Here is a 26,700-nt window from a genome sequence, read left to right on the forward strand (position 1 = left end):
ACCGAGTGAGCGGCGGATGAGTGAGGCGAAGAACTATTCGGGGGATCGTCCACAGTGCTGCCAATCGTACCGCCTGCGCGGGCTCGGAGCCGTGGAACCGTACAGATCCGGTCCGCCGTCTACGCCGTGATCCGCGCGCGGTGGTACTGCTGCGGCTCGTAGTCGACCGCCACGCGGAGTTCCAGCGCGGCGCGGAGCGCGAACGACGGGTCGCGGAGCATCTCGCGCCCGATCATCACCACGTCGGCCAGGCCGGTCGCGACGATCTGCTCGGCCTGGAACGCCTCGGAGATCATCCCCACCGCGATGGTCGGGATGCCGGCGTCGCGCTTGATCGCTGCGGCGTGCGGTACCTGGTAGCCGGGGCCGACCGGGATCGGCGCGCTCGCGACGTTGCCGCCGGTCGACACGTCGGCCAGGTCGGCACCGCGCTCGGCGGCCCAGCGGGCGACGACCGTGGTCTCGTCGAGCGTGAGCCCGCCGTCGACCCAGTCGGTGGCCGAGAAGCGGACGACGATCGGGAAGCCCTCGCCGACCTCGGCACGCACGGCGTCGACGACCTCGAGCAGCGCGCGGGCACGGTTCTCGAGCGAGCCGCCGTACTGGTCGGTGCGCTGGTTGCTCAGCGGCGACAGGAACTGGTGCAGCAGGTACCCGTGGGCGGCGTGGATCTCGACCAGGTCGAACCCGGCCTCCACCGCGCGGCGGGCGGACTGGGCGAAGGCGAGCGCGACGACGCGGATGTCCTCGACCGCGAGCTCGCGGGGCACGTCGTAGCCGTCGAACGCCACGGCTGACGGGGCGACGGTGGTCCAGCCGCCCTGGTCGGCGGGGACTGTGCCGTGCGTCGCGTCCCAGGGGCGGTACGTCGAGGCCTTGCGGCCGGCGTGCGCCAGCTGGATGCCCGCTGCGGCGCCCTGGTCGTGCAGGAAGTCGACGATCGGCTTGTAGGCGTCGCGCTGCTGGTCGTTCCACAGCCCCAGGTCCTGCGGGGTGATCCGTCCCTCGGGCACGACGCCCGTCGCCTCGACCACGACCGCGCCGGCACCGCCCTTCGCGAACCCGCCCAGGTGCACGAGGTGCCACGGGGTCGGCACGCCGTCCTGCTGGTCCACCGAGTACTGGCACATCGGGGAGACCCAGATGCGGTTGCGGACGGTCAGGTCACGGACGGTGATCGGGTCGAACAGGGCGTGCGTCACGCGGGCTCCTCAGAGGACGGGTGCCGGTGCCTCGGCCAGTTCCGTCAGGAACGACCGCAGCGACGCCGGCGACGTGTAGTGGTGGCCGACCGCCCCGATCGCTTCCGCACCGGTGGCGTTCTCGGCCCTGTTGTCCACGAACACCATCTGACCCGGGTCGATTCCCAAGCGCGCACAGGTGTCGCGGTAGATGGATGCCGCGGGCTTCAGGACGTGCTCCTCGGCGCTCACCACGACGGTCTCGAACAGCGAGCCCATCGGGGATCGTCGGTACGGGTCGCCGAAGTCGAAGCCCGCGTTGGAGAGCAGCGCCACGCGGGTGCCGGCGTCGTGCAGCTCCTCGACGATGTCGAGGGTCTCCGGCTCGACCTCGAACCACCCGGTGAAGTCGATCGCCCAGAACCGGTGGATCTCGGAGATGCTCCAGTTCCGTCCGGTCCGTTCCGCGATGGCACGCCAGTACGCCACGACGGACAGGTCGCCGCGGTCCAGGTCGTGCCGGAGCTCCTGGTACACCGGGAACAGTTCCTCCGCCGGGACACCGGTGGCGGCCACCAGGGCGTCCCGCGAGGCGTGCGGCGTCCGGCTGATCACCTCGCCGTAGTCGAAGACCACCACGCGACCAGGCAGGAACAGGCTCATGGCCTCCACCGTAACGTGGGGCCGGTGAACGACTTCGTGCCCGTCCGACCGTCCGATGCCGCCGCGTGGGTCACCGCGCCGACGGGGGAGTCCACCAAGTACCGGCGCGGGGTGCTCGGCATCGCGACCGGGTCCGACCAGTACCCCGGCGCCGCCGTGCTCGGGGTCGACGCCGCCGTGCACACCGGCGTCGGCATGGTCCGGTACGTCGGACCCGCACGCGCCACCGACCACGTGCTCACCCGCCGCCCCGAGGTCGTGTCCGGCGTCGGCCGCGTGCAGGCCTGGCTCGTCGGCTCCGGCATCTCGGCGTCGTCGCTCGGCGACCTGGACGAGGCGACGGCGTCGGGCTTCTCGCACGCCTCTGACGACGGCGTCCCGGTCGTCGTCGACGCCGGGGCGATCCCGCTCGTCGACCTCGGGCCGCTCGCCGTGCTCACACCGCACGCCGGTGAGCTCGCTTCGTTCCTGGGGGCGGATCGCGCCGACATCGAGCAGGACCCGGCCGCCGCGGCGCTCCGTGCGGCCGAGCGGTCCGGCAGCGTCGTGCTGCTCAAGGGGGAGCGGACCCACGTGGTCACCCCGGACGGGTCGGTGCGGCTCGTGGCGTCGTCGGCGACGCCGTGGCTCGCGGCCGCCGGCGCCGGGGACGTGCTCGGCGGGGTCCTCGGGGCACTCGTCGCCGCGCGGCAGGGCGCCGTCGAGGCTGCCGGGTCGTCGCTCACGCCGTCCGACCTCGCGCACCTGGCCGCGTCGGCCGCGGTGGTGCACGGGCTCGCGGCGCGACGGGCATCCGGCGGCGGGCCGTTCCCGATGACGACGCTCATCGCCGAGCTGCCCGGGGTCGTCCGGGACCTCGTCGTGGACGGGGATGCGCGCGGGTAGCGGTCGGTGCGCGTGCACCTTCCGACGATCCACGAGGTGATCGACGCGTGTTCTGTCGAAGGATGCGAACGCAGTGGGTTCGGCGGTCACGTCACGGGCGTGACGCGCGTCGCGGACGTCAGGTCGCGGGGGTGGCGTGCACCAGGAACTCGACGGAACCGGCGTCGTCGACCTTGACGAACCCCAGGCTCGGCGCCTGCACGCCGTAGTCCGAGAAGGTGATCGGGACCGAGCCGGAGATGTCGACGCCGTCGCCGTTCAGGCCGACCTGCAGCTTCGCGGTGACGTCCTTCGTGACGCCGTGCAGCGTGAGCTTCCCCGGAGCCGTCACGGTCGTCGTGTCGGAGCCCCTCGGCACCGCGTCCGCGATCGGTGCGGTGAGCTCGAACGTGGCCTCGGGGAAGGCCGCGGTGTCCATGGCGGAGTCGCGGAAGTACGAGTCGCGCTGGTCCGAGTCGGTGGTGATGTCGCCGACCTGCACCGTGATCTTCGCGGCGGTGATGCTCGTGCCGTCGACGGTCGCGGTGCCCGAGACGCTGTCGGTGCGGCCGGTGACGGTGACGTCGGAGCCGTTCAGGACCTCGTGGACGCGGTACCCGGCCTCGGAGTCGCCGCCGACCGTCCACTCGCCGGACAGGTCGGTGTCGTCGAGGGTGGAGGCCTGGCGCGTCGCCGCGACGGACGGCGCGGCCGAGGCCTTCGCGTTCTCGTTGCTCGTGTAGACGTTCGTGAAGACCACCGCGCCGACGACGCCGAGGACGACGACGGCGGCGATGACGGAGATCCAGATGACGGCCTTGCGGCGCTTGCGCGGGGTGTCGGAGGTCACGAGCTGAACGGTGACACGTCATGCTCGGGAGACCCTGAGTCCGTGGCGGGGATCGTCTCCGGTCCTGCCGCTACGCTCGTCCGGTGCAGAGGACCTCGACCCGGTGGCTCGAACTCGCCGGCTTCGTCCTGGCGTTCGTCGCCGTGCACGGCTTCCTGTGGTGGCTGACCCTCGTGTCGACGAACCTGCCGCTCGGTGACGTGACCATCACCTACAGCCGCTGGATCGAGACCGGGCGGAGCGCGGACTTCTGGGTGGGCATCGACGGCGCGTGGGTGTACCCGATCCTGGCGATCGTGCCGATGGCCGCAGCGGCCCTCGGGGGCGTCGAGTCGATCGGCACCGGCTGGCTGCTGCTGATGGTGCTGCTCGACGCCGCGGCGTGCGCGTTCCTGTGGCGGTTCCGGGCGCGCGTGGGGTCGTCGGACCGCTTCGGCGTGCACGGCGTGCGGGTCGCCTGGTGGTGGCTGCTGTTCCTGCTCGTGCTCGGGCCGATCGCACTGGGCCGGATCGACACCGTCGCGACGGCGTTCGCGCTGGTGGGGGTGGCGTTCGTGGCCTCGAGGCCGGCCGTCGCTTCCGCGCTGTTCACCGCCGGTGCGTGGACGAAGGTGTGGCCGGCGGCACTCGTCGCGGTGCTGCTGCTCGTGCGTCGTGGACATCGCCGTGGCGTGCTCGCCGGTGCGCTGGTGCTGAGTGCGCTGATCGTGCTCGTCGACGTGCTGTGGGGTGGTGCGCCGTTCCTGCTGTCGTTCATCGGCGAGCAGACCGGTCGCGCGCTGCAGATCGAGTCGCCGCTCGCGACGCCGTTCATGTGGGCCGCAGCCTCCGGCGTTCCGGGGGCAGCGGTGTTCTACAACCAGGAGATCCTGACCTTCGAGGTGTCCGGTGCCGGCACGTCCGCCGCCGCCGCGGTGTCGACGCCGTTGATGGCCGTCGTCGTGGTGGCCGGGGTCGTGCTCGCGCTCTGGGCCGCCCGCCGCGGTGCCCGTCGGGCCGAGCTCGCGCCGGTGCTCGCGCTCCTGTTCGTGGCCGCGCTCATCGCGACGAACAAGGTGGGGTCGCCGCAGTACATCGGCTGGTTCGCGGTGCCGATCGTGTGGGGGCTCGCCGCAGGCACCCCCAGTGCGCGCCGGTTCGTGCCGATCGCGGTGACCGCCCTGCCGATGGCGCTGCTCACGCAGGTGATCTACCCGGGCTACTACGACCAGTTGCTCGGCGTGCAGCCGTGGATCCTCGTGGTGCTCACGGTGCGGAACGTACTCGAGGTCGCGATCCTGGTGTGGAGCGTGGTCGTGCTGGTGCGGATGGGGCGGGCTGCGGGGCCCGGACGGGTGTTTGGACGCTCGTCGCCGTCCGTGCACGACCAGCCCGAGCCGGGCAGGATGGACGCATGATCGTCGCCTTCTCCGTCGCTCCGTCCGGTGGTCCCGCTGCAACGTCCGACGGGTCCGTGCACGATGCCGTCGCGGCCGCTGTCCGCGTGGTGCGCGAGAGCGGGCTGCCGAACCGCACCTCGTCGATGTTCACCGAGATCGAGGGGGAGTGGGACGAGGTCATGGACGTCGTCAAGCGCGCCACCGAGGCCGTCGGTGCGTACGGCACGCGGGTGTCGCTCGTGCTCAAGGCCGACATCCGCCCCGGGCACACCGGCGAGATCGACGGCAAGCTCGAACGGCTCGAGGCCGCGCTCGGCGAGTAGCCCGCGGCGCCGTCGCCCGACACGCCGGACCGGTCCCTCGGATGTCGGTGGCCGGGTGTCTCATGGTCGGCATCGAGCCACTTCCGGTGGCCTCCGAGACGACGATGAGGAGCGCGTGATGATGCACGATGGGTGGTGCCCCGACTGCGACCTGCGAACGGTCGTCATCGACACGGACGAACAGGGCGAGAACGCCTGGGCGAGCTGCGCGGAGTGCGGCACCGGATGGGTGCACCGTGACGAGCTGCCCGATCTGCAGGGTGCGTCGAGCGGTGTCGCCGGGCAGGGTCGCCGCGCAGCCTGACCGCCACGGGTCGGGGCGGTGCCCTCAGCGCTCGAGCGCCCCGTGCACGCCTTCCGCGCGCTGCTGCACCCGCTCGAACACGTAGTCCGGCTCCGGCCGTTCGAGTGACCCCGTGTAGAACCCGAGCACGAAGTCATGGCCGAAGAAGCTCGTGTGATGCTGGTACGCGGTGGCGAACGACTTCTCGCCACTGTCGAGCCGGACCACGCCGAACTGCCCTTCGGCCACGGTCCATGTGCCGTCGGCCGACACGGTGCTCGGGCGGGACCTGCAGGCGTCGAGCTGGTACCCGCCGTTCCCCGAGCCGTCGCAGACCAGGGCAGCGGGGAAGTCCTGTGCCCGGAATGTGCCGTCCTCGTCCAGCACCAGCACCGACTGCCCCCGGTCGTCCTGTGCCCACGTTCCGACGAATCCCTGCTGGACGTCTCCGGGGCTCGGCGTGGCGGGCACCCCGGAGCAGGCTGCGAGCAGCAGTGAACTCACCGCCAGGACGCCAGAGAAGCCCGCCCTGTTCCTCCGCTTCACCGGTCCACCGCCCCCGTCCGTGTCGTGCGCATCGTTCGACCGCAGCGCCTCGGTGCTCGCCAGGAGCGCCCGGCCGGGAGCGCGGCCCGTTCCGGCCACTGTAGTTGCGTGCGCTTCCGTTCGCCCTTTGGAGCGGTCTACACTGCTGAGACCGGGTCGTCGCGGCAGTCACCCACGACGCCGCCCGGACCGTCCCGTTCGTCGCTGAACCCGGACCGGCACCTCCGGTCGTGACGGCGTGATCGACCGTCGCACGCACGCACTGCGCGGACCGGTCTGCCGAACCGGCTGCAGCCGTCGCCGCGTTCCCGATCGCCGCGGTCCCGCACTGCGGACAGTTCTATCTCCCTCCCGCACAGAACAGGCCCCATGTCACAGCTCACGCCTGCGCGTCGCACCCTCGCGCTCATCTCGCTCGCCCTCGGTGGCTTCGCCATCGGCTCGACCGAGTTCGTCGCGATGGGTCTGCTGCCGAACATCGCGCAGGCCCTGCTCCCCGAGCAGTACGGCATCGACCCCGACGCCGGGATTGCCCACGCTGGCTGGCTGGTCAGCGCGTACGCCCTCGGGGTGGTGGTCGGTGCGCCGACCATCGCGGCGATGTCCGCACGGTTCCCGCGCAAGGGCCTGATCCTCGTGCTGCTCGTCGGCTTCGTCGTCGCGACGATCGCGAGCGCCCTGCTGCCCTCGTTCGGCCTGGTGCTCGTCGCCCGCTTCGTGGCCGGGCTGCCGCACGGCGCCTACTTCGGCATCGCCTCGATCGTCGCCGGCGACATGATGGGTCCGGGCAAGCGCGGCAAGGGCATCGCCATGGTGCTGCTCGGTCTGTCGGTCGCGAACGTCGTCGGTGTCCCCGCGATCACCTGGGTCGGCCAGATGGCCGGCTGGCGGGTCGCGTACGGCGTCGTCGCCGCACTGTTCGCCCTGACGTTCCTGGCCGTCGCGGCCTTCGTGCCGAAGAGCGCCCGCGACGAGCACGCCACGATCGGCCGTGAGCTCCGGGCGTTCCGCGTGCCCCAGGTGTGGATCGTGATGGGCCTCGGCGCCGTCGGGTTCGGTGGCTTCTTCGCCGTCTACTCGTACATCTCGCCGCTCGTGCAGAACGTCACCGGGATGTCGGAGTCGTTCGTGCCGATCGTGCTCGTCGTCGTGGGCATCGGCATGGTCGTCGGCGGGGTCCTCGGCGGACACCTGGCCGACCACAGCGTGAAGCGCACCATCTACGTCGGCATGTTCTCGCTCATCGGCGCCCTGCTCATCACGGTCCTCACGGCGCAGTGGCTCTGGGGCATGCTGCTCGGCGCGTTCCTGCTCGGGGCGACCTCGTCGGCCATCCCGCCGGCGGTGCAGTCGCGCCTGATGGACGTCGCGGGCGATGCGCGCACGATCGCCGCGGCGCTGAACCACTCGGCGTTCAACATCGGCAACTCGATCGGTGCGGCCCTGGGCGGCGCGGTCATCGCGGCCGGCTTCGGGTTCCTCGCCCCGGGCTGGCTCGGCATCGGCCTGGCGCTGCTCGGTGTGCTCGTCACGATGGCGAGCTACGCCGTCGAACGGCGGAGCACCCGAGGGGCTGTCCGTTCCTCGTCGCCGTCCACCGGTCCGATCACCGCACCGGTCCCGACGGCTTGACACGCGGGGTGCGCGTACGCACCCACCGGACGGGAGGCCCGTGGCGGCGCCGCCACGGGCCTCCCGTCCGTCACGTGGCGCGGAAGACCGCCCCGAGTGAGCAGAAGAGGTCGGGTTCCGTGACGGGACCCGACGTCTTCTGCTCACTCGATGCGCGACGCGACGCGCGTCAGAGCCCCAGGGGGCTGCCGTCCTGCACGATGATGCCGTCGGTGATCGCCCGCTTCCGGAGCGCCACCTTCGTGCCGACGTCGAAACCGGCGACGCGGTACTTCTCGCGGATCCGCTTGAGGTAGCTCTTCGCGGTCTCCTCGGAGATGCCGAGCTGGTAGGCGACGCTCTTGACGGGCTCGCCGCCGCCGTACAGGGCCATCACACGACGCTCCTGCGCGCTGAGCTTCGGGACGCCGCCGACGTCGCCGCTGTTGATGGCGAGGTCGAGCTCGGCCGAGACGTACTGCTCGCCGCGCTGGGCGGAGCGGATCGCCTCGACGATCATGTCGGCGTCCTCGCTCTTGACCAGGTAGCCGAGGGCGCCGGCGCCCAGGGCTTCGCGCACGACGTTCGGCTCCGAGTAGGTGCTCATCACGACGGTCTTGACGCCGGCGGTCTTGAGCGTCGAGATCTTCAGCGACACCGGGATGGAGTCCTTGAGGTCCAGGTCCAGCAGCACCACGTCGACCGGGAACGCGGGGCTCGTCAGGAGCTCCGGCCAGGTCGTGACGGCGGCGACCAGGGTGATGTCGTCGGCGGCGTTCCGGATCCACTCCGTGAGCGCGCCGAGGAGCATCCTGTGGTCGTCGACCAGTGCGAGTCGGATCGGTTCCTCTGGAGTCGCCATGCTGGCGTCCTTTCTCGGTGCGGATTGCTCGGCCGATCCTAGGAGGATCCCGGCCGGAAGCGGGTGAGGCGTGCTGGTGTCCGACAGTTACATCGACGGATGTCGGTTCACGACGCAGTGCGCGACGATGTGCAGCGTGCCGTCGCGAACGGTCTCGGTGTACTGGCCGATGCGCTGCAGGGCGCTCCAGGCCGTCGGGCCGAGGCTGCGCCGGGGCACCCCGCGGGACTCGATGACGACGGGCACGTCCATGGTGTCGTCGCTGACCGGGTGGCCGTCGGAGCCGATCGGGCCGAGCGTGACCGAGACGACGGGCATGCCGGGCTGCGCGGTACGGCCGTCGCCGACCATCTGCCAGATCGCCTGCAGCAGGCCGTCGCGCTGCGTGGGGGAGAGGTGTCCGGCCAGGGCGGTCGGGTCCGCGACGCTCACCGAACGACCGAGGTGGTCGGACTCGGTGATCGCGTGGTAGAGCCAGGTCTCACGGCGGCCCTCGATCAGGTGCAGACGGAGCTCGGTGGCGAGGGACGCGGCGACGGAGCTCGAGGCGTCGGACAACGGCAGCGGGTCGGTGCCGTTCGCGACGGCGTCGAGCAGCTTCTCGGCGGCGAGGTCGAGCCGGGCGAGCTCGTCCGAGGCGAGCATGCCGACGGCGAACTGCGGCGCCTGCACGTTGCTCTGCACGAGCACCCGGTCGAGCTCACGCTGCACGAGTTGGCGGAACCGCTGCACGACGTACAGGGCGAGCGACGGCGGCACGACGACGAGCGAGAGCAGGGACACGATGCCGGGCAGGGTGTCGTGCGTGATCGGCGTCGACACGACGGCCATCACCACGAACGCGATGCCGAGCACGCCGATGGCGGCGGCGACCTCGCGGGCGGGTCGGAGCGTGGCGATCGGCAGCAACGCGAACCCGGCTGCCATCGAGGCGCTCGCGGTGTGGGCGATGTCGTGCTCGGGCCAGATGCCGATGAAGTCGAGCGTGACCACGCAGGCCAGCACGACGCAGATCAGCGCGAACGCCGGCCCCGTCAGCCGTTCGCCGTAGGTCAGGACGCTGAGCCCGACCCCGACGGCCGCGACGATGTAGAGCACCCAGGCGACCGTGGGCAGCAACGGGTCGGAGTACTCGTTCCAGCGCACCAGGAAGAACGCGATGCCGGCGACGGCTTCGATCGCGGTGAGGATCGCGGCGCCGAGGCCCAGGTACCCGGCACCGAGTGACGCGCCTGGTTTGGCGGCCTGGCGCAGGGACCGGGCGCCGGTGGACGTCGAGGGGAGTCCTCGGGCCTGGCGGCGCTCGCTCGTGCGGTAGCGCTCGCGCGCCTCGCGACGGGTGCGGGGCGCCGGCGGAGCGGTCTCGCCGGGCAGACTGCGGCCGATGGTGTCCTCGGGGATCCGGCTCATCGCGGTGCCTCCAGGACGACGGTGGTGCCGGAGCCCGGCGCGGAGAAGAGCTTCGCGTCGCCGCCGACCTCGCGCAGACGGTTCACGACGCTCTCCTTGAACCCGAGGCGTTCGGCGCTGACGGTGGTCAGGTCGAAGCCGACACCGGAGTCGGTGACCATGGCTCGGACGACCTCGTTGTCGTGGACGATCGTGACGTGTGCCTCGCCGACGCCGGCGTGCCGACGGACGTTCTCCAGGCACTCGCCGAGTGCGAGCAGGAACGCGTCGAGCACGTTCGACGGCAGCAGGACCTGCCCGGTGCCGTGCCAGCTGACCTCGAGGCCCATCCGGCCGAAGCGCTGCTTGACCGATTCGAGGGTCTGCCCGAGCGGTGATTCCTCTTCGCGGGTGAGCGAGTAGTCGCCGGACTGCGAGGGCTGCGGGGTCGCGCCGAGGCGCAGGTGCCGCAGCAGCCGGGCGTCCTCGGCGGCCTGCTCGCGCATCGCCTGCTCGGAGACGCCGACGCCGGAGTGGGCGAGCAGCGTCAGGGTCGCGAGCACGGTGTCGTGCAGCAGGCGGGCACCCTGGCGTCGCTGCGCCTCGGTCTCGCTGGCCTGCCGTTCGGCGCGGTGGGCGGTGCCGATGCTGTAGATCCGGCGGGCCACGCGGGGGATGCTGCGCGAGATCCAGATCGCCACGACGGCCATCAGGATCCACCCGAGCAGTGCGCCGCTGACCGGGGTCGACAGGATCGAACCCGAACCCCAGACCATGAGCACGACGACCACGCCGCCTCCGGCGATGGTGATGCCGAGCCCGAACGGGTGCCCGCGCTGCGCCATCAGCGGTGCCGAGAGCCCGCCGGCGGCCAGGGGCATCACGGCGCTGGCGATGAGCGGCCGGGCCGTGTCGTCGACGCCGGTGAAGAGCAGCACCATCGTGGCGAGCCCGGCGACGACGACGGCGGCGGTCCACCACACTTCGCCGCCGCGGCCGAAGCACACCAGCGCGGTGATCATCGCGGCGACGCACAGGAGTGCGCCGATGAGGACCGGCACGGGCACGGCTGCAGCGGAGACGATGCCCACGACGCTGACGAGCGCGCAGACGATGCCCACGACACGGGTCGCCGACCGCAGCAAGCGGTCGCGTTCCTGTGCGATGAAGTCCATCGATGTCCTGGTTGGTGACGATCTGGGTGGAGCGGGAAACCGAGCGTCGGTCAGTGCCGAGCTCCACGCCATCATTCCACGCGCGCCACCCGTTGGGGGGTCTTCGGCGCGCCGCCCGCGCTCTGCGGCACCGGTTCAGGACTCGAGCAGCCGCCGCAGGTGCGCCCCGACCTGCTCGTGTTCGATGAGGAACCCGTCGTGTCCGAACTCGCTCTCGATCACCGCCGCGGTGTCACCGTCGAGCGCGTCCGGCACGCCTGCGGCGATCCGGTGCTGGTCCTCGACGGGGAACAGCCGGTCACTCGAGATGCCCACGACCAGGGTCCGCGCGGTCACGAGCGCCAGCGCCGCCGCCACCCCGCCGCGCCCGGCACCGACGTCGTGCGAGTCCATCGCGTACGTCAGCGTCACGTAGCTCGAGGCGTCGAACCGCCGGGTGAACTTGTTGCCGTGGAAGTCGAGGTAGCTCTCCACCGAGAACCGTCCGTCGTCGCCGAGCGGTGAGACGTCGCTCTGCCAGGACCGCGCAAAGCGGCTGTTCAGCTCGTCCGACGCCCGGTAGGTCATGAGCGCCATCCGCCGTGCCAACGACAGTCCGCGGTGCGGCCCCTCGCCGGTGTCGGCCTCGTAGTAGTCGCCGCCCGCGAACGCCGGGTCCATCTGGATCGCCGCCCGCTGCAGCGAGTTCGCCGCGATCTGGTCGGCGGTGGTCTGCGCCGTCGACGCCAGGACCGCCAGCCGCCCGACCCGCGCCGGGTGCGAGACCGCGAACTCGAGGGCGTGCATGCCGCCCATCGATCCGCCGACGACGGCCGCGAAGGTGTCGATGCCGAGCCGGTCGGCGAGCTGCGCCTGCACCTCGACCTGGTCCCGCACCGTCAGGAACGGGAACCGCGAACCCCACTCCGCGCCCGTCGGCGACACCGACGACGGTCCGGTGGTGCCCTGGCAGCCGCCGAGCATGTTCGGCGCGATCACGAACCACCGGTCGGTGTCGATCGCCCGGCCGGGTCCGACGACGTCGCCCCACCAGCCGGCGGTGCGGTGTCCGGGGCCGGCGGGCCCCGTGACGTGCGAGTCCCCGGTGAGCGCGTGCAGGACGAGCACGGCGTTGTCGCGAGCCGCGTTGAGCGTGCCCCACGTCTCGTACGCCACGCGCACGGACGGCAGGCGGCCGCCGCGCACCCACTGCTCGCCGAGCGACGCGAAGTGCCGTGCACCCGGGTGGTCACCGGGGCGCCAGGCGCCGGTCACGGGCGGCTTGCCCAGGGTGCCGAGTTCGGTGCCGGGCACCAGGGTGGACGGCACGGAGTCCTCGGGGGTCGTCTGCCAGTCCATGGTGCGTCCAGTCTGCCGGGAGGCGCGGGTCGCCGCCGCCGTGTTACGTCACCTCGGCGCGTCGCCGCGCCCCGGGCCCGGGTGCCGCGGCCGTGTGTGCGCATGTTCCGACATCGTGCGCGTTGTTCGACTCGTGGATCGTCGCATCATGCACACGTACCGGATACGTGTGCAACGAACGACGTCCCACGCGTCGATCGACACGTGGGACGTCGGAACATGCACACGCATCGAGCGAGTGGTGCCGGCGGCGCGGCGAACCCTACGCGCGCTGGCTCTCCTGCGCGACCGCCCGGGCCGCGGCGAGCCCGGCCTCGAGGTCTGCCTTCAGGTCGGCGATGTTCTCGATGCCGACCGACAGTCGCACCAGGCCGGGCGTGACCCCGGTGGTGAGCTGCTGCTCGGGCGTGAGCTGCGAGTGGGTGGTCGACGCCGGGTGGATGACGAGGGAACGGACGTCACCGATGTTCGCCAGGTGCGAGAACAGCTGCAGGTTGTCGACGAACGCCTTGCCCGCGGGCACCCCGCCCTTGAGCTCGAACGACAGCACGGCACCGACGCCCTTCGGCGCGTACCGGTTGGCTGCGGCGTACCAGGGCGACGTCGGCAGGCCCGCGTAGGCGACGGTGGCGACGTCGGGGTGCTGGTCGAGCCACTCCGCGATCTCCTGGGCGTTGGACACGTGCCGCTCGATGCGGAGCGACAGGGTCTCGATGCCCTGCAGCAGCGCGAACGCCGTGTCCGCCGAGTTCGAGGCGCCGAGGTCACGGAGCAGCTGCACCCGGGCCTTGACGATGTAGGCGAGTGCGTCGCCGACGGCCTCGGCGAAGACCGCACCGTGGTACGACGGGTCCGGGGTGCTGAACTCCGGGAACCGGTCGGCGTGCTGCGACCACGCGAACGTCCCGCCGTCGACGATGAGCCCGCCGATGACGGTGCCGTGTCCGCCGAGGAACTTCGTGGCCGAGTGCACGACGATGTCGGCACCGTGCTCGAACGGACGGATCAGGTACGGCGTCGCGATCGTGTTGTCGACGATCAGCGGGACACCGGACTCGTGCGCGACGTCGCTGACCCCGGTGATGTCGAGGACGTTGATCTTCGGGTTGCCGATGGTCTCGGCGAAGAACAGCTTCGTGTTCGGGCGGACGGCGCGGCGCCACTCCTCGAGGTCGTCCTGGTCCTCGACGAACGTCGTCTCGATGCCGAGCTTCGCCAGCGTGTACTTGAACAGGTTGTACGTGCCGCCGTAGATCGACGACGACGACACGATGTGGTCGCCCGCCCCGGCGATGTTCAGGACCGCGTAGGTCTCGGCAGCCTGGCCGGACGCGACGAGCAGGGCCCCCGAACCGCCTTCGAGCGCCGCGATCCGCTGCTCGACGACATCGTTCGTCGGGTTCGTGATCCGGGAGTAGATGTTGCCCGGCTTGGCGAGCGCGAACACGTCGCGCGCTTCGTCCGAGTTCGCGAAGACGTACGAGGTCGTCTTGTAGATCGGCGTCGCTCGGGCCCCCGTGGTCGGGTCCGGCTGCGCGCCGGCGTGGACCTGGGTGGTCTCGAACTGCCAGGCGGCGGCGTCGTTCGTGCTCATCGGTGCTCCTGTCGGGTGCGGTTCTCGTGCGGTCGCGCCGTCGGCCGGGAGGCGCGTGCGGCGCTGCGTCCCCGGTCACGGTACGCAGGTGGCCTGGTCCACACCAGCGCACCCGCCTCGGGACGTAACGCGCGCGCCCGGCGCGCCACGGGCCTCCCGGCCGTCCGTCCGTCCGCACCGTGCTGTCACCGTCGGACGGTGCGAGGTCGGTGGTCCCGTGCGGAGCTGCCGCGCCGCAAGGGACGGGCAAGCTCGCACGGGCCGGAGGAACGCGCACGGTGCGGGGTTCCGTCGGACGGTGCGAGGTCGGTGGTCCGGTGCGGAGCTGCCGCGCCGCAAGGGACGGGCAAGCTCGCACGGGCCGGAGGAACGCGCACGGTGCGGGGTGGCACCGCTACGCCGCGTCGCGGCGGAACAGCCAGTCGACCTTCGGCTCGAGCAGCCAGCGCATCCCGCGCCGCACGAAGGGCTGCGCCAGGAAGAGGCTGACGACGCAGGCGATGACGACCATCAGCAGCACGAACGGCCAGGCCGAGTGCTCGCCTGCCAGGACGCCGGACTCCCGGATCGGGTAGAGCACGAACGTGTGGAGCAGGTAGACGTACATCGTCGCGGCGCCGAACCGGGTGATCCAGACGTTCCGGCGGGGGATGAGCACCAGGAACGACGCCGTCAGCAGCGTCGCGAGCAGCATCAGGCCGAAGCGCACCGCGCCGGCCCACCAGGCGTCCTCGCCGAGCCCCGAGTAGGAGTCGTCGTAGAAGAACCAGTGGTGCAGGTCGAACTCCTTGAACTGCGGGATCCAGACCGCGCACGACACCGCCCACGCGGCGAACACCACGGCGGCCGCCACCCGCACCCGGACGACCGTGCGGCGCGACGCCTCGTACCAGCGGTCGAAGACGCCCCACTGCTTGACCTGCCACCCGAGCAGGAAGAACGGCAGCAGGCTGATCGCACGGGACAGCGAGAGCGTCGAGTCGACGTTGTCGAAGTACCCGACGCCGATGCTGAACACGACCGCCCAGAACAGCGGCCACCGCAGCTGCGCCAGGTACGGCAGGATCAGCTTGAAGATGCCGAGGGCCAGCAGGAACCACAGGGTCCACGTCGGCTGCGTCGGGTTGAAGTCCTTGCCGCCCTCGACGATGCCCTGCACCACGGTCCAGATCGTCTGCATGATGATGTACGGCACGACGATGTCCGTGATCGTCCGGCGCATCCGCTTCGCCGTCGGGGTGTCCGCCGACGAGAAGTACCCGCTGATCACGCCGAACGCCGGCATGTGGAACGCGTAGATGAACGTGTAGAGCGCCAGGGCGTGCTCGCTCGCCGGCGTCTGCCGCTGGATCGCGTGGCCGATGACCACGAGCGTGACCGCGACGAAGCGCGCGGTGTCCCACATCGGGATCCGGCGCGGGGCTCGACCGGGCTCGAGCTGCGTCGCCGGGGCCGAGGGGGCGGGAGGGGCGGCATCCGTCGTCATCGCCGGTCACGTTACCGGATCGTGACCTGGACGGCCTGGTGCGGTGCCGGAACCGTCCCGCTCGGTACGGTGGACGGACCGGGCCACCACGTGCTCCGGTCACCGACGCAGGAGGCAGATCACATGGCAGCACGGCGCGCAGTCGTCACCGGAGCGAGCTCGGGCATCGGGGCGGCCACCGTCCGGCTGTTCCGGTCGCGGGGCTGGGACGTGCTCGCCGTGGCCCGCCGCACCGCGAAGCTCGAAGCGCTCGCCGCCCAGACCGGGGCGGACACCCTGGTGGCCGACATCACGGACGCCGACGACGTGACGGCGCTCGCCGCGCGGGTCGCGGACCTCGGCGGCGCCGACGTCCTGGTGAACAACGCCGGCGGGGCGTTCGGCTCGGCGAGCGTCGAGGAGTCCGACGTCGACGACTGGCGCGCCATGTTCGAGGTCAACGTGATCGGCACGAAGCGAGTGGTCTCCGCGCTGCTGCCGCACCTGCGTGACCGGGCTCGGGTGTCCGGGGGAGCCGACATCGTCACGGTGACCAGCACCGCCGGGTTCGTCGCGTACGAGAACGGCGGCGGCTACAACGCGGCGAAGTTCGCAGAGCACGCCCTGGTCGGCGCACTCCGGCTCGAACTGAACGGCGAGCCGATCCGGGTCGTCGAGATCGCGCCGGGCATGGTGAAGACCGACGAGTTCGCGCTCACCCGGTTCCGCGGCGACGAGCAGAAGGCCGCCGCGGTGTACGACGACGTGCCGGAGCCGCTGGTGGCCGACGACGTCGCCGAGGCGATCGTGCACGCGGTGGAGCTGCCGCCGCACGTGAACCTCGACCTGGTGACGATCCGGCCGGTGGCGCAGTCGGCACAGCACAAGCTGGCGCGCGGCCCGCTGACGCCGCGCTGAGCAGCCGGTGCGCCGCGCACCGCGGCGACCCGCGCAGCGCCCGGGCGGCGGGCGCGGGTCGCGGGCGTGGGCTCCCTGCCGGTACCGTGGTCGGATGCCGATCAGCAGCGAACCCGAGCCCGCGGCTCCGTCCACCGTGACCGTGACGAGCGGGCCCGAGGTACTCGGCTGGCTGGAGTTCGGTGACGCCGCACGCCTGCTCGCCAAGGACGTCCTGTCCAGTGGCTTCGAGCCCGAGGTCGTCGTCGCCGTCGCCCGCGGCGGACTGATCATCGCCGGCGCCGTGGCGTACGCCCTCGGCACCAAGGAGTGCGGCTCGATCAACGTCGAGTTCTACACCGACGTCGAGCAGCGGCTGGAGGAGCCGGTCGTGCTCGCCCCCGCCCTCGACGCCCCGAGCCTGGCCGGCAAGCGGGTCCTGGTGGTCGACGACGTGTCCGACTCCGGCCGCACCCTGCGCCTGGTGGTCGACATCATCCGGAACGCCGGCGGCGACGTCCGGAGCGCCTGCCTGTACTCGAAGCCCGGCACCGTCCTGGAGCCCGACCACGTGTGGCGCCGGGTCGACGGCTGGATCACGTTCCCGTGGAGCGCCCTGGCGCCCGTGACGGCCGAGTCGTGAGCATCCACCTGGTCGGCGGCGGGCTGTTCGCCGCCTCGGACGCCGCCGCGCCGTTCCTCGCCGAGGCCACCGCCCGTTCGGCGGCGGTCGGCCGCAGCGTCCCGCGCATCGCCCTGCTCTCCGTGGCGGGCCCGGACGGCGGCAGCCCGGCGTCGACCGCCGACATCGCCGAGGTCCTCGGTGGTCCGCGAACAGCCGAGGTGCTCGTCACCGAGGTCGCTGCCGGCCAGGTCTTCGACACGACGGTCCTGAGCGATGTCGACGCCCTGGTGATCGGCGGCGGTGTCACGCCCGACTACCTCGCGGCGATCGCGCCGCTGGTGGACCAGCTCCGCCTGCTCGTCTCCGACGGTCTGCCCTACCTCGGCTACTCGGCCGGCGCGATGATCGCCGCCGACCGTGCCCTGGTGGGCGGCTGGCGCATCGGTGGCGTCGAGATCTGCCCCGAGGCCGCGTCCGAGGGCGTGGACGAGGTCGAGCTCCGCGAGGGCCTCGGGCTGGTCGACCTGACGATCGACGTCCACGCGGTGCAGGCCGGCACGCTCGCGCGGCTCATCGCCAGCGCCGAGGCCGAGTTCGTCACCGCCGGGCTCGCGATCGACGAGGACACCACGCTCGTCGTCGGTGAAGGGGCGCTCGAGGTCCGGGGGACCGGCAGCGTCTGGCGCGTGATGGCCGGCGACGAGTCGGTGTCCGTCGCCACCATGGGCGCGTAGCCGACGTGGAACCGCGGCCGCTCGCCGACCTGGTCGACCCCGGCTGGGCGTCGGCGCTCGCCCCGGTCGAGGACGACGTGCACCGGATCGGTACGTGGCTCCGTGACGAGACCGCTGCGGGTCGGCACTGGCTGCCCGCCGGCGGTGACGTGCTGCGCGCGTTCACGACCCCGTTCGACGCCGTCAAGGTGCTGGTCGTCGGCCAGGACCCCTACCCGACGCCCGGCCACCCGATCGGCCTGTCGTTCGCCATCGACCCCGCGGTCCGTCCGGTGCCGCGGAGCCTGGCGAACATCTACCGCGAGCTGTCCGACGACCTCGGGGTGACACCGCCCGCGCACGGTGACCTGCGGGCGTGGTCCGACCAGGGCGTGCTGCTGCTCAACCGGGTGCTCACCGTGCAGGCGGGTGAGGCCGGCAGCCACCGCGGCAAGGGCTGGGAAGCGGTGACCGACCAGGCCGTCCGAGCGCTCGTCGCCCGCGGTACCCCGCTCGTGACCGTGCTCTGGGGCGCCCAGGCCGGGTCGGTGCGGCCGCTCCTCGGCGACACCCCGGTCGTCGCCTCGGCCCACCCGAGTCCGCTCAGCGCGTCCCGCGGGTTCTTCGGCAGCCGCCCGTTCTCGCAGGTGAACGCCCTGCTCGAGTCGCAGGGCGCACCGCCCGTCGACTGGACGCTGCCCGCTCAGTAGGCTCGGCACGTGCTCGAGGAGGAATACCAGCGACGGCGGGTCCTGCCGCGACACCTGCGTGCCCCGGCGGCGACCGAGACGGCGTTCGAGTACCGCATCCGTGCGGCCGAGGTGGGGGACCTGCCCCACGTGCGCGAGATCCACACGCACTACGTCCGGAACTCGTCGGTGACCTTCGACCCGTCGGCGTTCACGTACGCCGCGTGGAAGAAGCGCTACGACGACATCCGCAAGCGCCGGCTGCCGTTCCTGGTCGCGGAGAACCCCGCCGGGCAGATCCTCGGGTACGCGCTGGTCGACGCGTGGAACCCGCGGGACCGCTCGAACCACGTCGTCGAGGACTCGATCTACCTCGGTGCCGCGTCCGGTGGCAAGGGCCTCGGCCGTGCGCTGATGGAGGCCCTGCTCGACGAGTGCCGGTTGGCCGGGGTGCGCGAGGTGGTGGCGGTCATCGCGGACCGGCAGGCCGAGGCGTCGATCCGGCTGCACGAGCGGCTCGGCTTCGAGGAGGTCGGCCGGATGGGCAAGGTCGGCTACAAGTACGACCGCTGGCTCGGCACCGTCACGATGCGGCTCCGCCTGCGCGGGCCGCGGCTGTTCGCCCGCCGCCGCTGACGGCACCGGCACCGGCACCGGCGCCGGCACCGATACGGACCTGACGGACGTCCGTCACGCTCGCCACGTGGCCGCAGGGCGGACGGGAGGCCCGTGGCGGGCCCGGCACGCGCCTCCAGGACGTCGCCCGGTCGCCGCCACGGCGACCCCGCCGTCTGAACGCGCGCGCTCCGGCACGTCGAGCGCCCGGCACTCGTCACTGCGGAGAGCGGTCCGAGCGACTACTCGTCCGACGGCGCCTCGTACCCCGCGGACGTCGCAGAGGCCGTCTCGGTGCCGAGCTTCGCGGTGACGGTGACGGTGAGGACGGTCCCCTCGTCCGCTGCGACCGGCGTGTACGAGTAGCTCGTCGCTCCGCTGATCGCAGTGCCGTCGCGGTACCACTGAGCAGTGCTCTTCGCCGTCCCCGGGGAAGCGGCGACACCACTGACCACGAGCAAGCCGTCCTGGAACTGGTCCTGCTGGATGACCGGGTTGCCGATGAAGCGCAACGCACCCGTGTGCGGGGAGACGGGGATCGTGCCGAGGTCCGCGCTCCCGCTCGTCGGCACGGTGATGACGGTCGCGTCGTCGAACGAAGCGGCGTCGCGGTACCAGGTCGTCTCGAACGGAGTCCGGGTCTGCGGGTTCTCGTCGTCGCTGCCGAGCGAGTCGGAGAACAGCAGCTTGTACCGGGTCGCGGAACCGAGGTCGCCAGTGAGCCGGAAGTACCCCTGCGCGTCGGTCTCGTTCGGACCCGACCTCGGCCCGACGAACTGGTCGGTGCCCGGATCGAAGCGCATCGGGACCATGGTGAGTGCGGGGACACCGTTCCCCGCGGCGTCGACCACCCGCCCGCTCACGAACGGCGTGACGGACAGCGCGAAGTCGATGTCGGGCTTCGTGGAGGCCGGGACCAGCGGGACCGGCGTCGCGGCACCCGGCGTGGAGGCGTGGTCCCACCACTGCGTGCTGTACCGGATCGGGAAACCGTGCGCGTCGGGGTGCGCGGAGTCGTAGAAGCCTGCGCTGATGACGTCGTTCGTCGTCGTCAGTTGGTCGAGGGTGTAGCTGCCGTCGGCGGCCGTGGTCGTGTGGCTGTTCGAGAAGCCACCCACCGGGTTCGCCGACACCGACGCGCCGGCGATCGGCGTGCCGTCGGCGGTGGTCACCGTGCCCGAGACCGCCGCGCCCCGAGCGAGTTCGTCGTCAGCGACTGCCGTCGGGTGGGCTGCAGTCAGTGTGACCTTGGTCGAGTCACTCGACAGGAGCGTGTGGCCGAGGTACTCCACGACGTAGTCGTGGTTGCAGCTGCTCCTGCCGGTGGTGGCGCAGTTGAACTGGACCGTGTACGAGCCCGCGGCGAGCGGGACGTCGTCGGCGCCGCTGGAGTGGTCGTCCATCTCGGAGATCGACCAGTGCCCCGCCGCGTCGGTGTACGCGTACGCGGAAACGTAGTTTCCCGCGAGGCCACTGAGGTAGACCTCGACGCCGGCGAGCGGGACAGCGGCGGCTGTGGCGGACGGTTTGCCGGTCAACGTCCCGGACACCGAGAACGCAGGGTCGGCCTGCGCTGGACCGGCCAACCCGACCAGCCCGACCATCGTCGTCGCGGCGATGGCGATCATCGCCACTGTTCGAGCGACACGGGTCTGTCGTTGCACGAGATTCCTCCGATTTCGGTCGAGGAACCCTAGATGCTCCCCCGGCAACAGGCTAGTCAGGACCGCGCGCACCACAACCCGTGGGGCGCAAGTCCTGAACCTCCTGAGCGACCGCTCATGAGGGTGCGGCTCTGCCCGTGGTGACCAGCAGCTCCGGGTCGAGCGCTGGTGTGGTCGCTCCCTGCAGGGCGGACGGGAGGCCCGTGTCGGGCCCGGCACGCGCCTCCAGGCCGTCGCCCGGTCGCGTCAGCCCGCCGCAGCCTCGGTGATGAACTCGTCGCGCGTCACGCGCAGCAGCGCGGTCGCCGCTGCCGCAGCGGCGTCGGCATCGCCGTCGACCGCTGCGCGACCGACCGCCTGGTGCCGGAGCGCCGCTTCGCGCGTCCAGCGCGTGATCGGGTCGCGCGACTCCGACGTCCGGGTGCGCAGGAGCGCCTCGACGGTGCCGGCGAAGTGCGCGAACACGGCGTTCCCCGACCCGGTGAGCAGTGCACGGTGGAAGCGGACGTCGGCCTCCAGGTAGGCGCGGCTGTCCTCGCGCCCGCAGGCGTCGAGCATGTCCTCGGCGGCGGCGAGCACGGCGGAGGCGCCGTCGGTGCCGGCGGTCAGGGACGCCGCGACCGGTTCGACCCCGAGCCGGAGTTCGACCAGCTCGCGCTGCTGCACGAAGTACGCCGGTGACGTGCCCCGCCACCGGATGACGGTCGGGGCGAGCAGTTCCCAGGCGGTGATGTCGCGGACGAGCGTGCCGACGCGCTGCCGGGGCTCGACCAGGCCGAGCGACTGCAGCACGCGCAGGGCCTCGCGGACGACGGAGCGGGACACCCCGAACTCGTCGGCGACCACGTCGGGCCGGACGACGGAACCCGTGGCCAGGTCGCCGTCGACGATCCGCTGGCCGAGCGTGTCGAGCACCTGGGCGTGCAGTCCGTGTGCCGTGGGCATCGTTCCTCCGTGCAGTACGGGTCACGCGGTCGCCGTGACACCGATCCCATCGAAGCGGCAGACTCCGGGGACGGGCGGTTGGCGCGCGGGACGACGTCGTATAGTCTGATTAATCAGATTATTGAGGGTCGGCGTTCGTCGCGCCAGTCCACCCTCGACACGAAGGCGACGGAGCCGCGCAGCAGCGACTCCAGGAAGGGGCGCTGATGCCTCACGCTCTCCCGGACCACCTGCTCGCCGCAGGTGGCACCACCGAGACGGTCGACCCGTCCGGTTCGATCCCGCAGCTGATCATCGCGGCACTCGTCGGCATCGTGGTGATCATCGCGCTCATCACCTGGCTCAAGGTGCACCCGTTCATCGCGCTCACGATCGGTGCGCTCGGCGTCGGTATCGGTGCAGGGCTCGCTCCGGACAAGGCGGTCACCAGCTTCGGCGACGGCTTCGGCGCGACCATGACGAGCGTCGGCATCCTGGTCGGACTCGGGGCGATGTTCGGCAAGATGCTCGTCGACTCCGGAGCAGCGGACCGCGTGGTGGACACCCTGGTGCGGAAGTCGTCGAAGGCGGCGCTGCCGTGGACGATGGCCCTGATCGGGGCGCTCATCGGGCTCCCGATGTTCTTCGAGGTCGGCCTCGTCCTGCTCATCCCGATCATCGTGCTCGTCGCCAAGCGCAGCGAGGTGCCGATCATGAAGATCGCCGTCCCCGCCCTGGTCGGCCTGTCCACGATGCACGCGTTCGTCCCGCCGCACCCCGGCCCGCTCGTCGCGATCTCCACCGTCGGCGCGAACCTCGGCACCACGCTCGCCTTCGGCATCGTGCTGGCGATCCCGGTGATCATCCTGGCCGGGCCGCTCTTCGCCCGCTTCGCGGCCCGCTGGGTCGACATCCCCGTGCCCGACATGTTCGGGTCGCGTGGGGCGGTCGCCACCGCCGGGTCGGGGTCGGGTTCCGCCTCGGGGTCGGGGTCCGGGTCCGCCGCCTTCGCCGACGACCCGGCGCACCCCGGACGGGAGGCCCGGCGCGGCCCCGCCACGCAGGACACCGCGTCCCTGCCCAACGGCAAGAGCGACTTCACGCGCGTCATCAGCGAGCCGCGCAGCCCGTCGTTCACCGTCGCGCTGATCGGCATCCTGCTGCCGGTCGTGCTCATGCTCGCCCAGGCGATCCGTGAGGCCACCGCACCGGACGCCGCTGGCTCGTGGGTGAGCCTGCTCGACTTCCTCGGCTCCCCGATGATCGCCATCGGCATCGCCGCCGTCTACGCCATGGTCTTCTTCGCGATCGGCGGCGGCATGGACCGCTCGGCGGTGTCGAAGTCGCTCGAGAGCGCGCTGCCCCCGATCGCCGGGGTGCTGCTCATCGTCGGCGCAGGCGGTGGCTTCAAGCAGGTGCTCATCGACACCGGCATCGGCGGCGTGATCGCCGACGCCGTGAAGGACTCCGGCGTCTCCGTGCTGCTCGTCGCCTGGATCGTCTCGGCCCTGGTGCGCGTCGCGACCGGTTCCGCCACGGTCGCCACGGTGACCGCCGCGGGCATCATGGCACCGATCGCTGCCGACCTGTCGACGCCGATGACGTCGCTGCTCGTGCTCGCGATCGGTGCTGGCTCGGTGTTCCTGTCGCACGTCAACGACGCCGGGTTCTGGCTGGTGAAGGGGTACCTCGGCACCACCGTGGGGCAGACGTTCAAGACGTGGACGGTGCTCGAGTGCCTCATCTCGGTGTTCGGTCTGCTCGGGGTCCTGCTGGCCGGGGTGTTCATCCGATGAGCGGCGCAGCAGACCTCGGTGCGGCAGCTGCTGCCGGTGCGGCCGACACCGGGCTCGACGCCCGCGTCCTGGTCGTGATGGGGGTCTCCGGGTCCGGCAAGTCGACCGTCGCCGCGATGGTGGCGGAGCAGGTCGGGTGGGAGTTCGCCGAGGGCGACGCGATGCACCCGCAGGCGAACGTCGACAAGATGCACGCCGGTACCCCGCTCACCGACGAGGACCGCTGGCCGTGGCTCGACGTCGTCGCCGGGTGGATCCGCGGGCATCTGGACGCCGGGACGAACGGCGTCGTGACCTGCTCGGCCCTGAAGCGCTCGTACCGCGACGTGCTGCGGGCCCCCGGGGTGGTGTTCGTGCACGTCGCCGGTGACGGCGCGCTCATCGAGGAGCGGATGGCGCAGCGCTCCGGGCACTTCATGCCGACGTCGCTGCTGCAGTCGCAGCTCGCCACGCTCGAGCCGCCTCAGCCCGACGAAGCCCACGTGACGATCGCCGCCGACCGCACCCCGGAAGAAGAGAGCGCCGAGGTCGTCGAGCGGCTCGGACTCGTCCGGATCCCGCGAGGCTGATCCGGTGGTGCCGGTGCTCAGCTGAACCGGATCGGCGTCCCGACGGGCAGTGCCGCCAGGGTGCGGGTCATCTCCGCCGAGATCCGCACGCAGCCGTGCGAGCTGCCGGTCGGGTCCGGGTAGTAGTGCAGTGCGGTCAGCGCAGCGTTGCCGCCGTAGGACGGGATCCGGGACGAGTGCGCCCCGGTCAGGATGATCGGGTTGCCCTGCGTGTACGCGACGCGGGTGTCGACGTACGCGGCCTCGACGTAGGTGGCGGTGTCGGCCGGTGTGGGGTCCTCCGGTGTGCCGAGCCGGGCCGCCTCGGTCGCGGTGACCTTGCCCGACCGGGTGACGACGGACACGGTGCTGGCGGCGACGTCGACGGTGATCATCCGGTCGGTGCGCACCACCGTGAAGTCGGCGGCCCGGGCCCAGGCGAACGTCGCGCTCGGGGCGTCCGGGTCGCCGCCGTCACCGGGGGTGCGGTTGCGGGACGGCGTCGACACCAGGAGCATCCCGCCGTCCTTGCCGGGGGAACGACCCCAGACCGCCGTCGCCGCGGGCCGGTTGATCGTCGACACCAGGTGGGACAGGGTCGCCACCGGCCGGGCGCGGCTCGACGGGCTCGCGTACAGGGCGACGAGCGGCGTGCGCGGGGTCGCGATCTGCCAGGTGTCCTCCGGCTCCACGTCCGAACCGTCGAGCAACTGCGGGACGACCGCGTCGTGGAACGCCAGCGGCAGCGCGGCCAGGGTCGCGTCGGACGGTGCGGCGGGGACGGCCGCGAGCGTCGGCGTCCGCGTGGCGCTCGGGGTCGGTGTCGTCGTCGCCCGTGCCGCGCGGGTCGACTCCGGCTCGGGCTCGGGCTCGGGCGACCCGACGCTCACCCCCACCACGACGGCGGCGACGGCGAGCACCACCACCCCGGCGGTCGTCGCGATCCAGGTGTTGCGTCGCATGGTGCTTCCCCCCTCGGTCGATCCGTCAGCGTTCGGTCGATCCGTCAGCGTTCGGTGGATCCGTCAGCGTTCGGTGACGGTGCCGCCCTCGACCCGCCACTGCCGGTCGAGTCGGACGGTTTCCAGCATGCGCCGGTCGTGTGTGACGAGCAGCAGGGTCCCGTCGTAGGACTCCAGCGCCTGCTCGAGCTGCTCGATCGCAGTGAGGTCCAGGTGGTTGGTCGGCTCGTCGAGCACGAGCACGTTCACCCCGCGGGCCTGCAGCAGTGCGAGCCCGGCCCGGGTGCGCTCGCCGGGGGAGAGCGCCGAGGCCGGTCGGCCGACGTGGTCCGCCTTGAGCCCGAACTTCGCGAGCAGCGTCCGGACGTCGGCCGTCGTGTACTCGGGGACGATCGCCTCGAACGCCGCCGCCAGGGGCTGGTCGCCGGTGAACGCCGCACGCGCCTGGTCGACCTCGCCGACCGCGACGCTCGAGCCGAGCGAGGCCGTGCCCGTCGTCGGCGCCTGCTTGCCGAGCAGCGCCCGCAGCAGGGTGGACTTGCCGGCGCCGTTCGGACCGGTGATGCCGATCCGGTCACCGCCGTCGACCTGCAGTGAGACCGGGCCGAGGGTGAAGTCGCCCTGGGTGAACGTGGCGTTCGACAGCGTCGCCACGACGGCCGACGACCGGGGTGCGCTGCCGATCGTGAACTCGAGCTGCCACTCCTTTCGCGGCTCCTCGACCTCGTCGAGCCGGGCGATGCGGGACTCCATCTGCCGGACCTTCTGCGCCTGCTTCTCGCTCGACTCCGAGGCGGCACGGCGGCGGATCTTGTCGTTGTCCGGGCTCTTCTTCATGGCGTTCCGGACACCCTGGCTCGACCACTCGCGCTGCGTCCGAGCCCGCGAGACCAGGTCGGCCTTCGTCGACGCGAACTCGTCGTACGCGTCCCGCTTGTGCTGCCGGGCGATCTCGCGCTCCTCGAGGAACGAGTCGTACCCGCCACCGAACAGCCGGTTCGACGACTGCGCCAGGTCGAGCTCGAGCACCGAGGTCACCGAGCGCGCCAGGAACTCACGGTCGTGGCTGACGAGCACCACCCCGCCGCGCAGCCCGCGCACGAACGCCTCGAGTCGGTCGAGGCCGTCCAGGTCGAGGTCGTTGGTCGGCTCGTCGAGCAGGACGATGTCGAACCGTGACAGCAGCAGCGCGGCGAGCCCGACGCGGGCGACCTGCCCACCGGACAGCGCGGTCATCAGGGAGTCCGGGCCGACGCCGTCCGCAGCGGAGTCGCCGGTACCGGGCTCGAGGCCGAGGTCGGCGAGCACCGCCGGGATCCGGTCCTCCAGGTCGGCGGCCCCCGCGGCGAGCCAGCGGTCGAGCGCCGCCGAGTACCGGTCGGCCGCTGCGTCGCCGGCGTCGGGGTCCCCGAGGGCCGCCGCCGCTGCGTCCATAGTCACCGTCGCCTCGGTGCAGCCGGTCCGGCGCCCGAGGTACGCCGCGACGGTCTCGCCCGCGATGCGCTCGTGCTCCTGGGGGAGCCACCCCACGAACGCGTCCGTCGGCGCCAGGGAGACCGTGCCGGCCAGCGGCTCGTCGACCCCGGCCAGCAGCCGGAGCAGCGTGGACTTGCCGGCACCGTTCACGCCGACGACCCCGATCACGTCGCCCGGCGCCACCGTCAGGTCGAGGGAGTCGAACAGCGTGCGAGCGGCGTACCCGCCGGACAGGCCCTTGGCGACGAGCGTGGCGGTCATGCGCCCA

At 71.9% G+C, this 26,700-nt stretch carries 26 protein-coding genes; 12 read left to right on the forward strand and 14 right to left on the reverse strand.

The window, feature by feature from the left end; all coding sequences use genetic code 11:
- Nucleotides 1–119: 119 nt before the first annotated feature.
- Together BOSE127_RS15830 and BOSE127_RS15835 are read right to left on the reverse strand one after the other, a co-directional pair.
- On the reverse strand, nt 120–1,202 hold the full coding sequence (locus tag BOSE127_RS15830) for an NADH:flavin oxidoreductase/NADH oxidase (protein ID WP_159557955.1): 1,083 nt from the start codon (nt 1,200–1,202) through the stop codon (nt 120–122).
- A 9-nt stretch (nt 1,203–1,211) separates the two neighbouring features.
- Entirely contained in the window at nt 1,212–1,844 is a 633-nt protein-coding gene (locus tag BOSE127_RS15835) for an HAD family hydrolase (protein ID WP_056068896.1), read from the reverse strand.
- A gap of 24 nt (nt 1,845–1,868) precedes the next feature.
- On the opposite strand from BOSE127_RS15835, the gene BOSE127_RS15840 reads away from it, so the two are divergent.
- Complete coding sequence (locus BOSE127_RS15840; RefSeq protein WP_017888189.1) at nt 1,869–2,729, forward strand: ADP-dependent NAD(P)H-hydrate dehydratase; 861 nt, start codon at nt 1,869–1,871, stop codon at nt 2,727–2,729.
- Between the two features lie 118 nt (nt 2,730–2,847).
- Here the strand turns inward: BOSE127_RS15840 and BOSE127_RS15845 are convergent, their stop codons facing one another.
- A complete protein-coding gene (locus BOSE127_RS15845) occupies nt 2,848–3,558 on the reverse strand; it encodes a YceI family protein (protein ID WP_017888188.1) in 711 nt (236 codons plus the stop codon).
- An 83-nt stretch (nt 3,559–3,641) separates the two neighbouring features.
- Between BOSE127_RS15845 and BOSE127_RS15850 the strand changes: the two genes are divergently transcribed.
- The 3 genes from BOSE127_RS15850 (at nt 3,642) to BOSE127_RS15860 (ending at nt 5,564) form a co-directional block, all read left to right on the forward strand.
- Nucleotides 3,642–4,955, forward strand: coding sequence for a glycosyltransferase 87 family protein (locus tag BOSE127_RS15850; RefSeq protein ID WP_159557957.1), 1,314 nt, complete (start codon nt 3,642–3,644; stop codon nt 4,953–4,955).
- Nucleotides 4,952–5,260: a thiamine-binding protein gene (locus BOSE127_RS15855; RefSeq protein WP_017888186.1), complete on the forward strand. Its 309-nt coding sequence runs from the start codon at nt 4,952–4,954 to the stop codon at nt 5,258–5,260. The genes BOSE127_RS15850 and BOSE127_RS15855 overlap by 4 nt, the downstream gene beginning before the upstream one ends.
- A gap of 118 nt (nt 5,261–5,378) precedes the next feature.
- A complete protein-coding gene (locus BOSE127_RS15860) occupies nt 5,379–5,564 on the forward strand; it encodes a hypothetical protein (protein ID WP_159557959.1) in 186 nt (61 codons plus the stop codon).
- 24 nt (nt 5,565–5,588) lie between these two features.
- Here BOSE127_RS15860 and BOSE127_RS15865 read toward each other — a convergent pair whose 3' ends face one another.
- Nucleotides 5,589–6,047 (reverse strand): hypothetical protein, encoded by a 459-nt coding sequence (locus BOSE127_RS15865; RefSeq protein WP_017888184.1) that lies wholly within the window; start codon nt 6,045–6,047, stop codon nt 5,589–5,591.
- 411 nt (nt 6,048–6,458) lie between these two features.
- Here BOSE127_RS15865 and BOSE127_RS15870 point away from each other — a divergent pair, with 411 nt between their 5' ends.
- Nucleotides 6,459–7,721 (forward strand): MFS transporter, encoded by a 1,263-nt coding sequence (locus tag BOSE127_RS15870; RefSeq protein ID WP_042539615.1) that lies wholly within the window; start codon nt 6,459–6,461, stop codon nt 7,719–7,721.
- Between the two features lie 169 nt (nt 7,722–7,890).
- On the opposite strand, the gene BOSE127_RS15875 is transcribed toward BOSE127_RS15870, so the two are convergent.
- The 6 genes from BOSE127_RS15875 to BOSE127_RS15900 all read right to left on the reverse strand — a co-directional run bounded on the left by BOSE127_RS15875 (nt 7,891) and on the right by BOSE127_RS15900 (nt 15,544).
- Nucleotides 7,891–8,562 carry a response regulator transcription factor gene (locus BOSE127_RS15875; protein ID WP_017888182.1) on the reverse strand — a complete coding sequence of 224 codons (672 nt, stop codon included), beginning with the start codon at nt 8,560–8,562 and terminating at the stop codon, nt 7,891–7,893.
- A gap of 87 nt (nt 8,563–8,649) precedes the next feature.
- A complete protein-coding gene (locus BOSE127_RS15880) occupies nt 8,650–9,972 on the reverse strand; it encodes a hypothetical protein (protein WP_017888181.1) in 1,323 nt (440 codons plus the stop codon).
- Entirely contained in the window at nt 9,969–11,126 is a 1,158-nt protein-coding gene (locus BOSE127_RS15885; protein WP_159557961.1) for a sensor histidine kinase, read from the reverse strand. Before BOSE127_RS15885 ends, BOSE127_RS15880 begins: the two co-directional genes overlap by 4 nt.
- A gap of 135 nt (nt 11,127–11,261) precedes the next feature.
- Nucleotides 11,262–12,464, reverse strand: coding sequence for a homoserine O-acetyltransferase MetX (gene metX, locus BOSE127_RS15890; protein ID WP_017888179.1), 1,203 nt, complete (start codon nt 12,462–12,464; stop codon nt 11,262–11,264).
- A 262-nt stretch (nt 12,465–12,726) separates the two neighbouring features.
- Nucleotides 12,727–14,058: a bifunctional o-acetylhomoserine/o-acetylserine sulfhydrylase gene (locus BOSE127_RS15895; RefSeq protein ID WP_159557963.1), complete on the reverse strand. Its 1,332-nt coding sequence runs from the start codon at nt 14,056–14,058 to the stop codon at nt 12,727–12,729.
- A 394-nt stretch (nt 14,059–14,452) separates the two neighbouring features.
- Nucleotides 14,453–15,544 carry an acyltransferase family protein gene (locus BOSE127_RS15900; RefSeq protein WP_017888177.1) on the reverse strand — a complete coding sequence of 364 codons (1,092 nt, stop codon included), beginning with the start codon at nt 15,542–15,544 and terminating at the stop codon, nt 14,453–14,455.
- A 123-nt stretch (nt 15,545–15,667) separates the two neighbouring features.
- Between BOSE127_RS15900 and BOSE127_RS15905 the strand changes: the two genes are divergently transcribed.
- From BOSE127_RS15905 to BOSE127_RS15925, 5 genes are all read left to right on the forward strand, one after another.
- On the forward strand, nt 15,668–16,441 hold the full coding sequence (locus BOSE127_RS15905; protein WP_031260283.1) for an SDR family oxidoreductase: 774 nt from the start codon (nt 15,668–15,670) through the stop codon (nt 16,439–16,441).
- A 94-nt stretch (nt 16,442–16,535) separates the two neighbouring features.
- Complete coding sequence (locus BOSE127_RS15910; RefSeq protein ID WP_017888175.1) at nt 16,536–17,063, forward strand: phosphoribosyltransferase; 528 nt, start codon at nt 16,536–16,538, stop codon at nt 17,061–17,063.
- Nucleotides 17,060–17,779: a Type 1 glutamine amidotransferase-like domain-containing protein gene (locus BOSE127_RS15915; protein WP_159557965.1), complete on the forward strand. Its 720-nt coding sequence runs from the start codon at nt 17,060–17,062 to the stop codon at nt 17,777–17,779. Before BOSE127_RS15910 ends, BOSE127_RS15915 begins: the two co-directional genes overlap by 4 nt.
- 5 nt (nt 17,780–17,784) lie before the next feature.
- Nucleotides 17,785–18,468 carry a uracil-DNA glycosylase gene (locus BOSE127_RS15920; protein ID WP_159557967.1) on the forward strand — a complete coding sequence of 228 codons (684 nt, stop codon included), beginning with the start codon at nt 17,785–17,787 and terminating at the stop codon, nt 18,466–18,468.
- Nucleotides 18,469–18,477: 9 nt separating this feature from the next.
- Entirely contained in the window at nt 18,478–19,083 is a 606-nt protein-coding gene (locus BOSE127_RS15925) for a GNAT family N-acetyltransferase (protein ID WP_017888172.1), read from the forward strand.
- A 221-nt stretch (nt 19,084–19,304) separates the two neighbouring features.
- On the opposite strand, the gene BOSE127_RS15930 is transcribed toward BOSE127_RS15925, so the two are convergent.
- A complete protein-coding gene (locus BOSE127_RS15930; protein ID WP_140448133.1) occupies nt 19,305–20,726 on the reverse strand; it encodes a carboxypeptidase-like regulatory domain-containing protein in 1,422 nt (473 codons plus the stop codon).
- Nucleotides 20,727–20,972: 246 nt separating this feature from the next.
- Entirely contained in the window at nt 20,973–21,671 is a 699-nt protein-coding gene (locus BOSE127_RS15935) for a FadR/GntR family transcriptional regulator (RefSeq protein ID WP_159557969.1), read from the reverse strand.
- A 206-nt stretch (nt 21,672–21,877) separates the two neighbouring features.
- Here BOSE127_RS15935 and BOSE127_RS15940 point away from each other — a divergent pair, with 206 nt between their 5' ends.
- Together BOSE127_RS15940 and BOSE127_RS15945 are read left to right on the forward strand one after the other, a co-directional pair.
- Nucleotides 21,878–23,446, forward strand: a complete 1,569-nt coding sequence (locus BOSE127_RS15940; protein WP_159557971.1) for a GntP family permease — start codon at nt 21,878–21,880, stop codon at nt 23,444–23,446.
- Entirely contained in the window at nt 23,443–24,015 is a 573-nt protein-coding gene (locus BOSE127_RS15945; protein ID WP_017888168.1) for a gluconokinase, read from the forward strand. Before BOSE127_RS15940 ends, BOSE127_RS15945 begins: the two co-directional genes overlap by 4 nt.
- A gap of 17 nt (nt 24,016–24,032) precedes the next feature.
- Here BOSE127_RS15945 and BOSE127_RS15950 read toward each other — a convergent pair whose 3' ends face one another.
- Nucleotides 24,033–24,956, reverse strand: a complete 924-nt coding sequence (locus tag BOSE127_RS15950) for a L,D-transpeptidase (RefSeq protein ID WP_159557973.1) — start codon at nt 24,954–24,956, stop codon at nt 24,033–24,035.
- Between the two features lie 63 nt (nt 24,957–25,019).
- Nucleotides 25,020–26,693, reverse strand: a complete 1,674-nt coding sequence (locus BOSE127_RS15955; RefSeq protein ID WP_159557975.1) for an ABC-F family ATP-binding cassette domain-containing protein — start codon at nt 26,691–26,693, stop codon at nt 25,020–25,022.
- Nucleotides 26,694–26,700: the final 7 nt, after the last annotated feature.

This window comes from Curtobacterium sp. 8I-2 (genome assembly GCF_902506155.1).
Classification (GTDB): domain Bacteria; phylum Actinomycetota; class Actinomycetes; order Actinomycetales; family Microbacteriaceae; genus Curtobacterium; species Curtobacterium poinsettiae.

What these genes read in the sequence shown, in the direction of transcription:
- BOSE127_RS15905 (WP_031260283.1), top strand. Translation starts at nt 15,668, where the DNA reads ATGGCAGCACGGCGCGCAGTCGTCACCGGAGCGAGCTCGGGCATCGGG.
- BOSE127_RS15900 (WP_017888177.1), bottom strand. Translation starts at nt 15,544, where the DNA reads ATGACGACGGATGCCGCCCCTCCCGCCCCCTCGGCCCCGGCGACGCAG.
- BOSE127_RS15870 (WP_042539615.1), top strand. Translation starts at nt 6,459, where the DNA reads ATGTCACAGCTCACGCCTGCGCGTCGCACCCTCGCGCTCATCTCGCTC.
- BOSE127_RS15945 (WP_017888168.1), top strand. Translation starts at nt 23,443, where the DNA reads ATGAGCGGCGCAGCAGACCTCGGTGCGGCAGCTGCTGCCGGTGCGGCC.
- BOSE127_RS15935 (WP_159557969.1), bottom strand. Translation starts at nt 21,671, where the DNA reads ATGCCCACGGCACACGGACTGCACGCCCAGGTGCTCGACACGCTCGGC.
- BOSE127_RS15860 (WP_159557959.1), top strand. Translation starts at nt 5,379, where the DNA reads ATGATGCACGATGGGTGGTGCCCCGACTGCGACCTGCGAACGGTCGTC.
- BOSE127_RS15950 (WP_159557973.1), bottom strand. Translation starts at nt 24,956, where the DNA reads ATGCGACGCAACACCTGGATCGCGACGACCGCCGGGGTGGTGGTGCTC.
- BOSE127_RS15895 (WP_159557963.1), bottom strand. Translation starts at nt 14,058, where the DNA reads ATGAGCACGAACGACGCCGCCGCCTGGCAGTTCGAGACCACCCAGGTC.
- BOSE127_RS15955 (WP_159557975.1), bottom strand. Translation starts at nt 26,693, where the DNA reads ATGACCGCCACGCTCGTCGCCAAGGGCCTGTCCGGCGGGTACGCCGCT.
- BOSE127_RS15855 (WP_017888186.1), top strand. Translation starts at nt 4,952, where the DNA reads ATGATCGTCGCCTTCTCCGTCGCTCCGTCCGGTGGTCCCGCTGCAACG.
- BOSE127_RS15910 (WP_017888175.1), top strand. Translation starts at nt 16,536, where the DNA reads ATGCCGATCAGCAGCGAACCCGAGCCCGCGGCTCCGTCCACCGTGACC.
- BOSE127_RS15940 (WP_159557971.1), top strand. Translation starts at nt 21,878, where the DNA reads ATGCCTCACGCTCTCCCGGACCACCTGCTCGCCGCAGGTGGCACCACC.
- metX (WP_017888179.1), bottom strand. Translation starts at nt 12,464, where the DNA reads ATGGACTGGCAGACGACCCCCGAGGACTCCGTGCCGTCCACCCTGGTG.
- BOSE127_RS15885 (WP_159557961.1), bottom strand. Translation starts at nt 11,126, where the DNA reads ATGGACTTCATCGCACAGGAACGCGACCGCTTGCTGCGGTCGGCGACC.
- BOSE127_RS15875 (WP_017888182.1), bottom strand. Translation starts at nt 8,562, where the DNA reads ATGGCGACTCCAGAGGAACCGATCCGACTCGCACTGGTCGACGACCAC.
- BOSE127_RS15880 (WP_017888181.1), bottom strand. Translation starts at nt 9,972, where the DNA reads ATGAGCCGGATCCCCGAGGACACCATCGGCCGCAGTCTGCCCGGCGAG.
- BOSE127_RS15835 (WP_056068896.1), bottom strand. Translation starts at nt 1,844, where the DNA reads ATGAGCCTGTTCCTGCCTGGTCGCGTGGTGGTCTTCGACTACGGCGAG.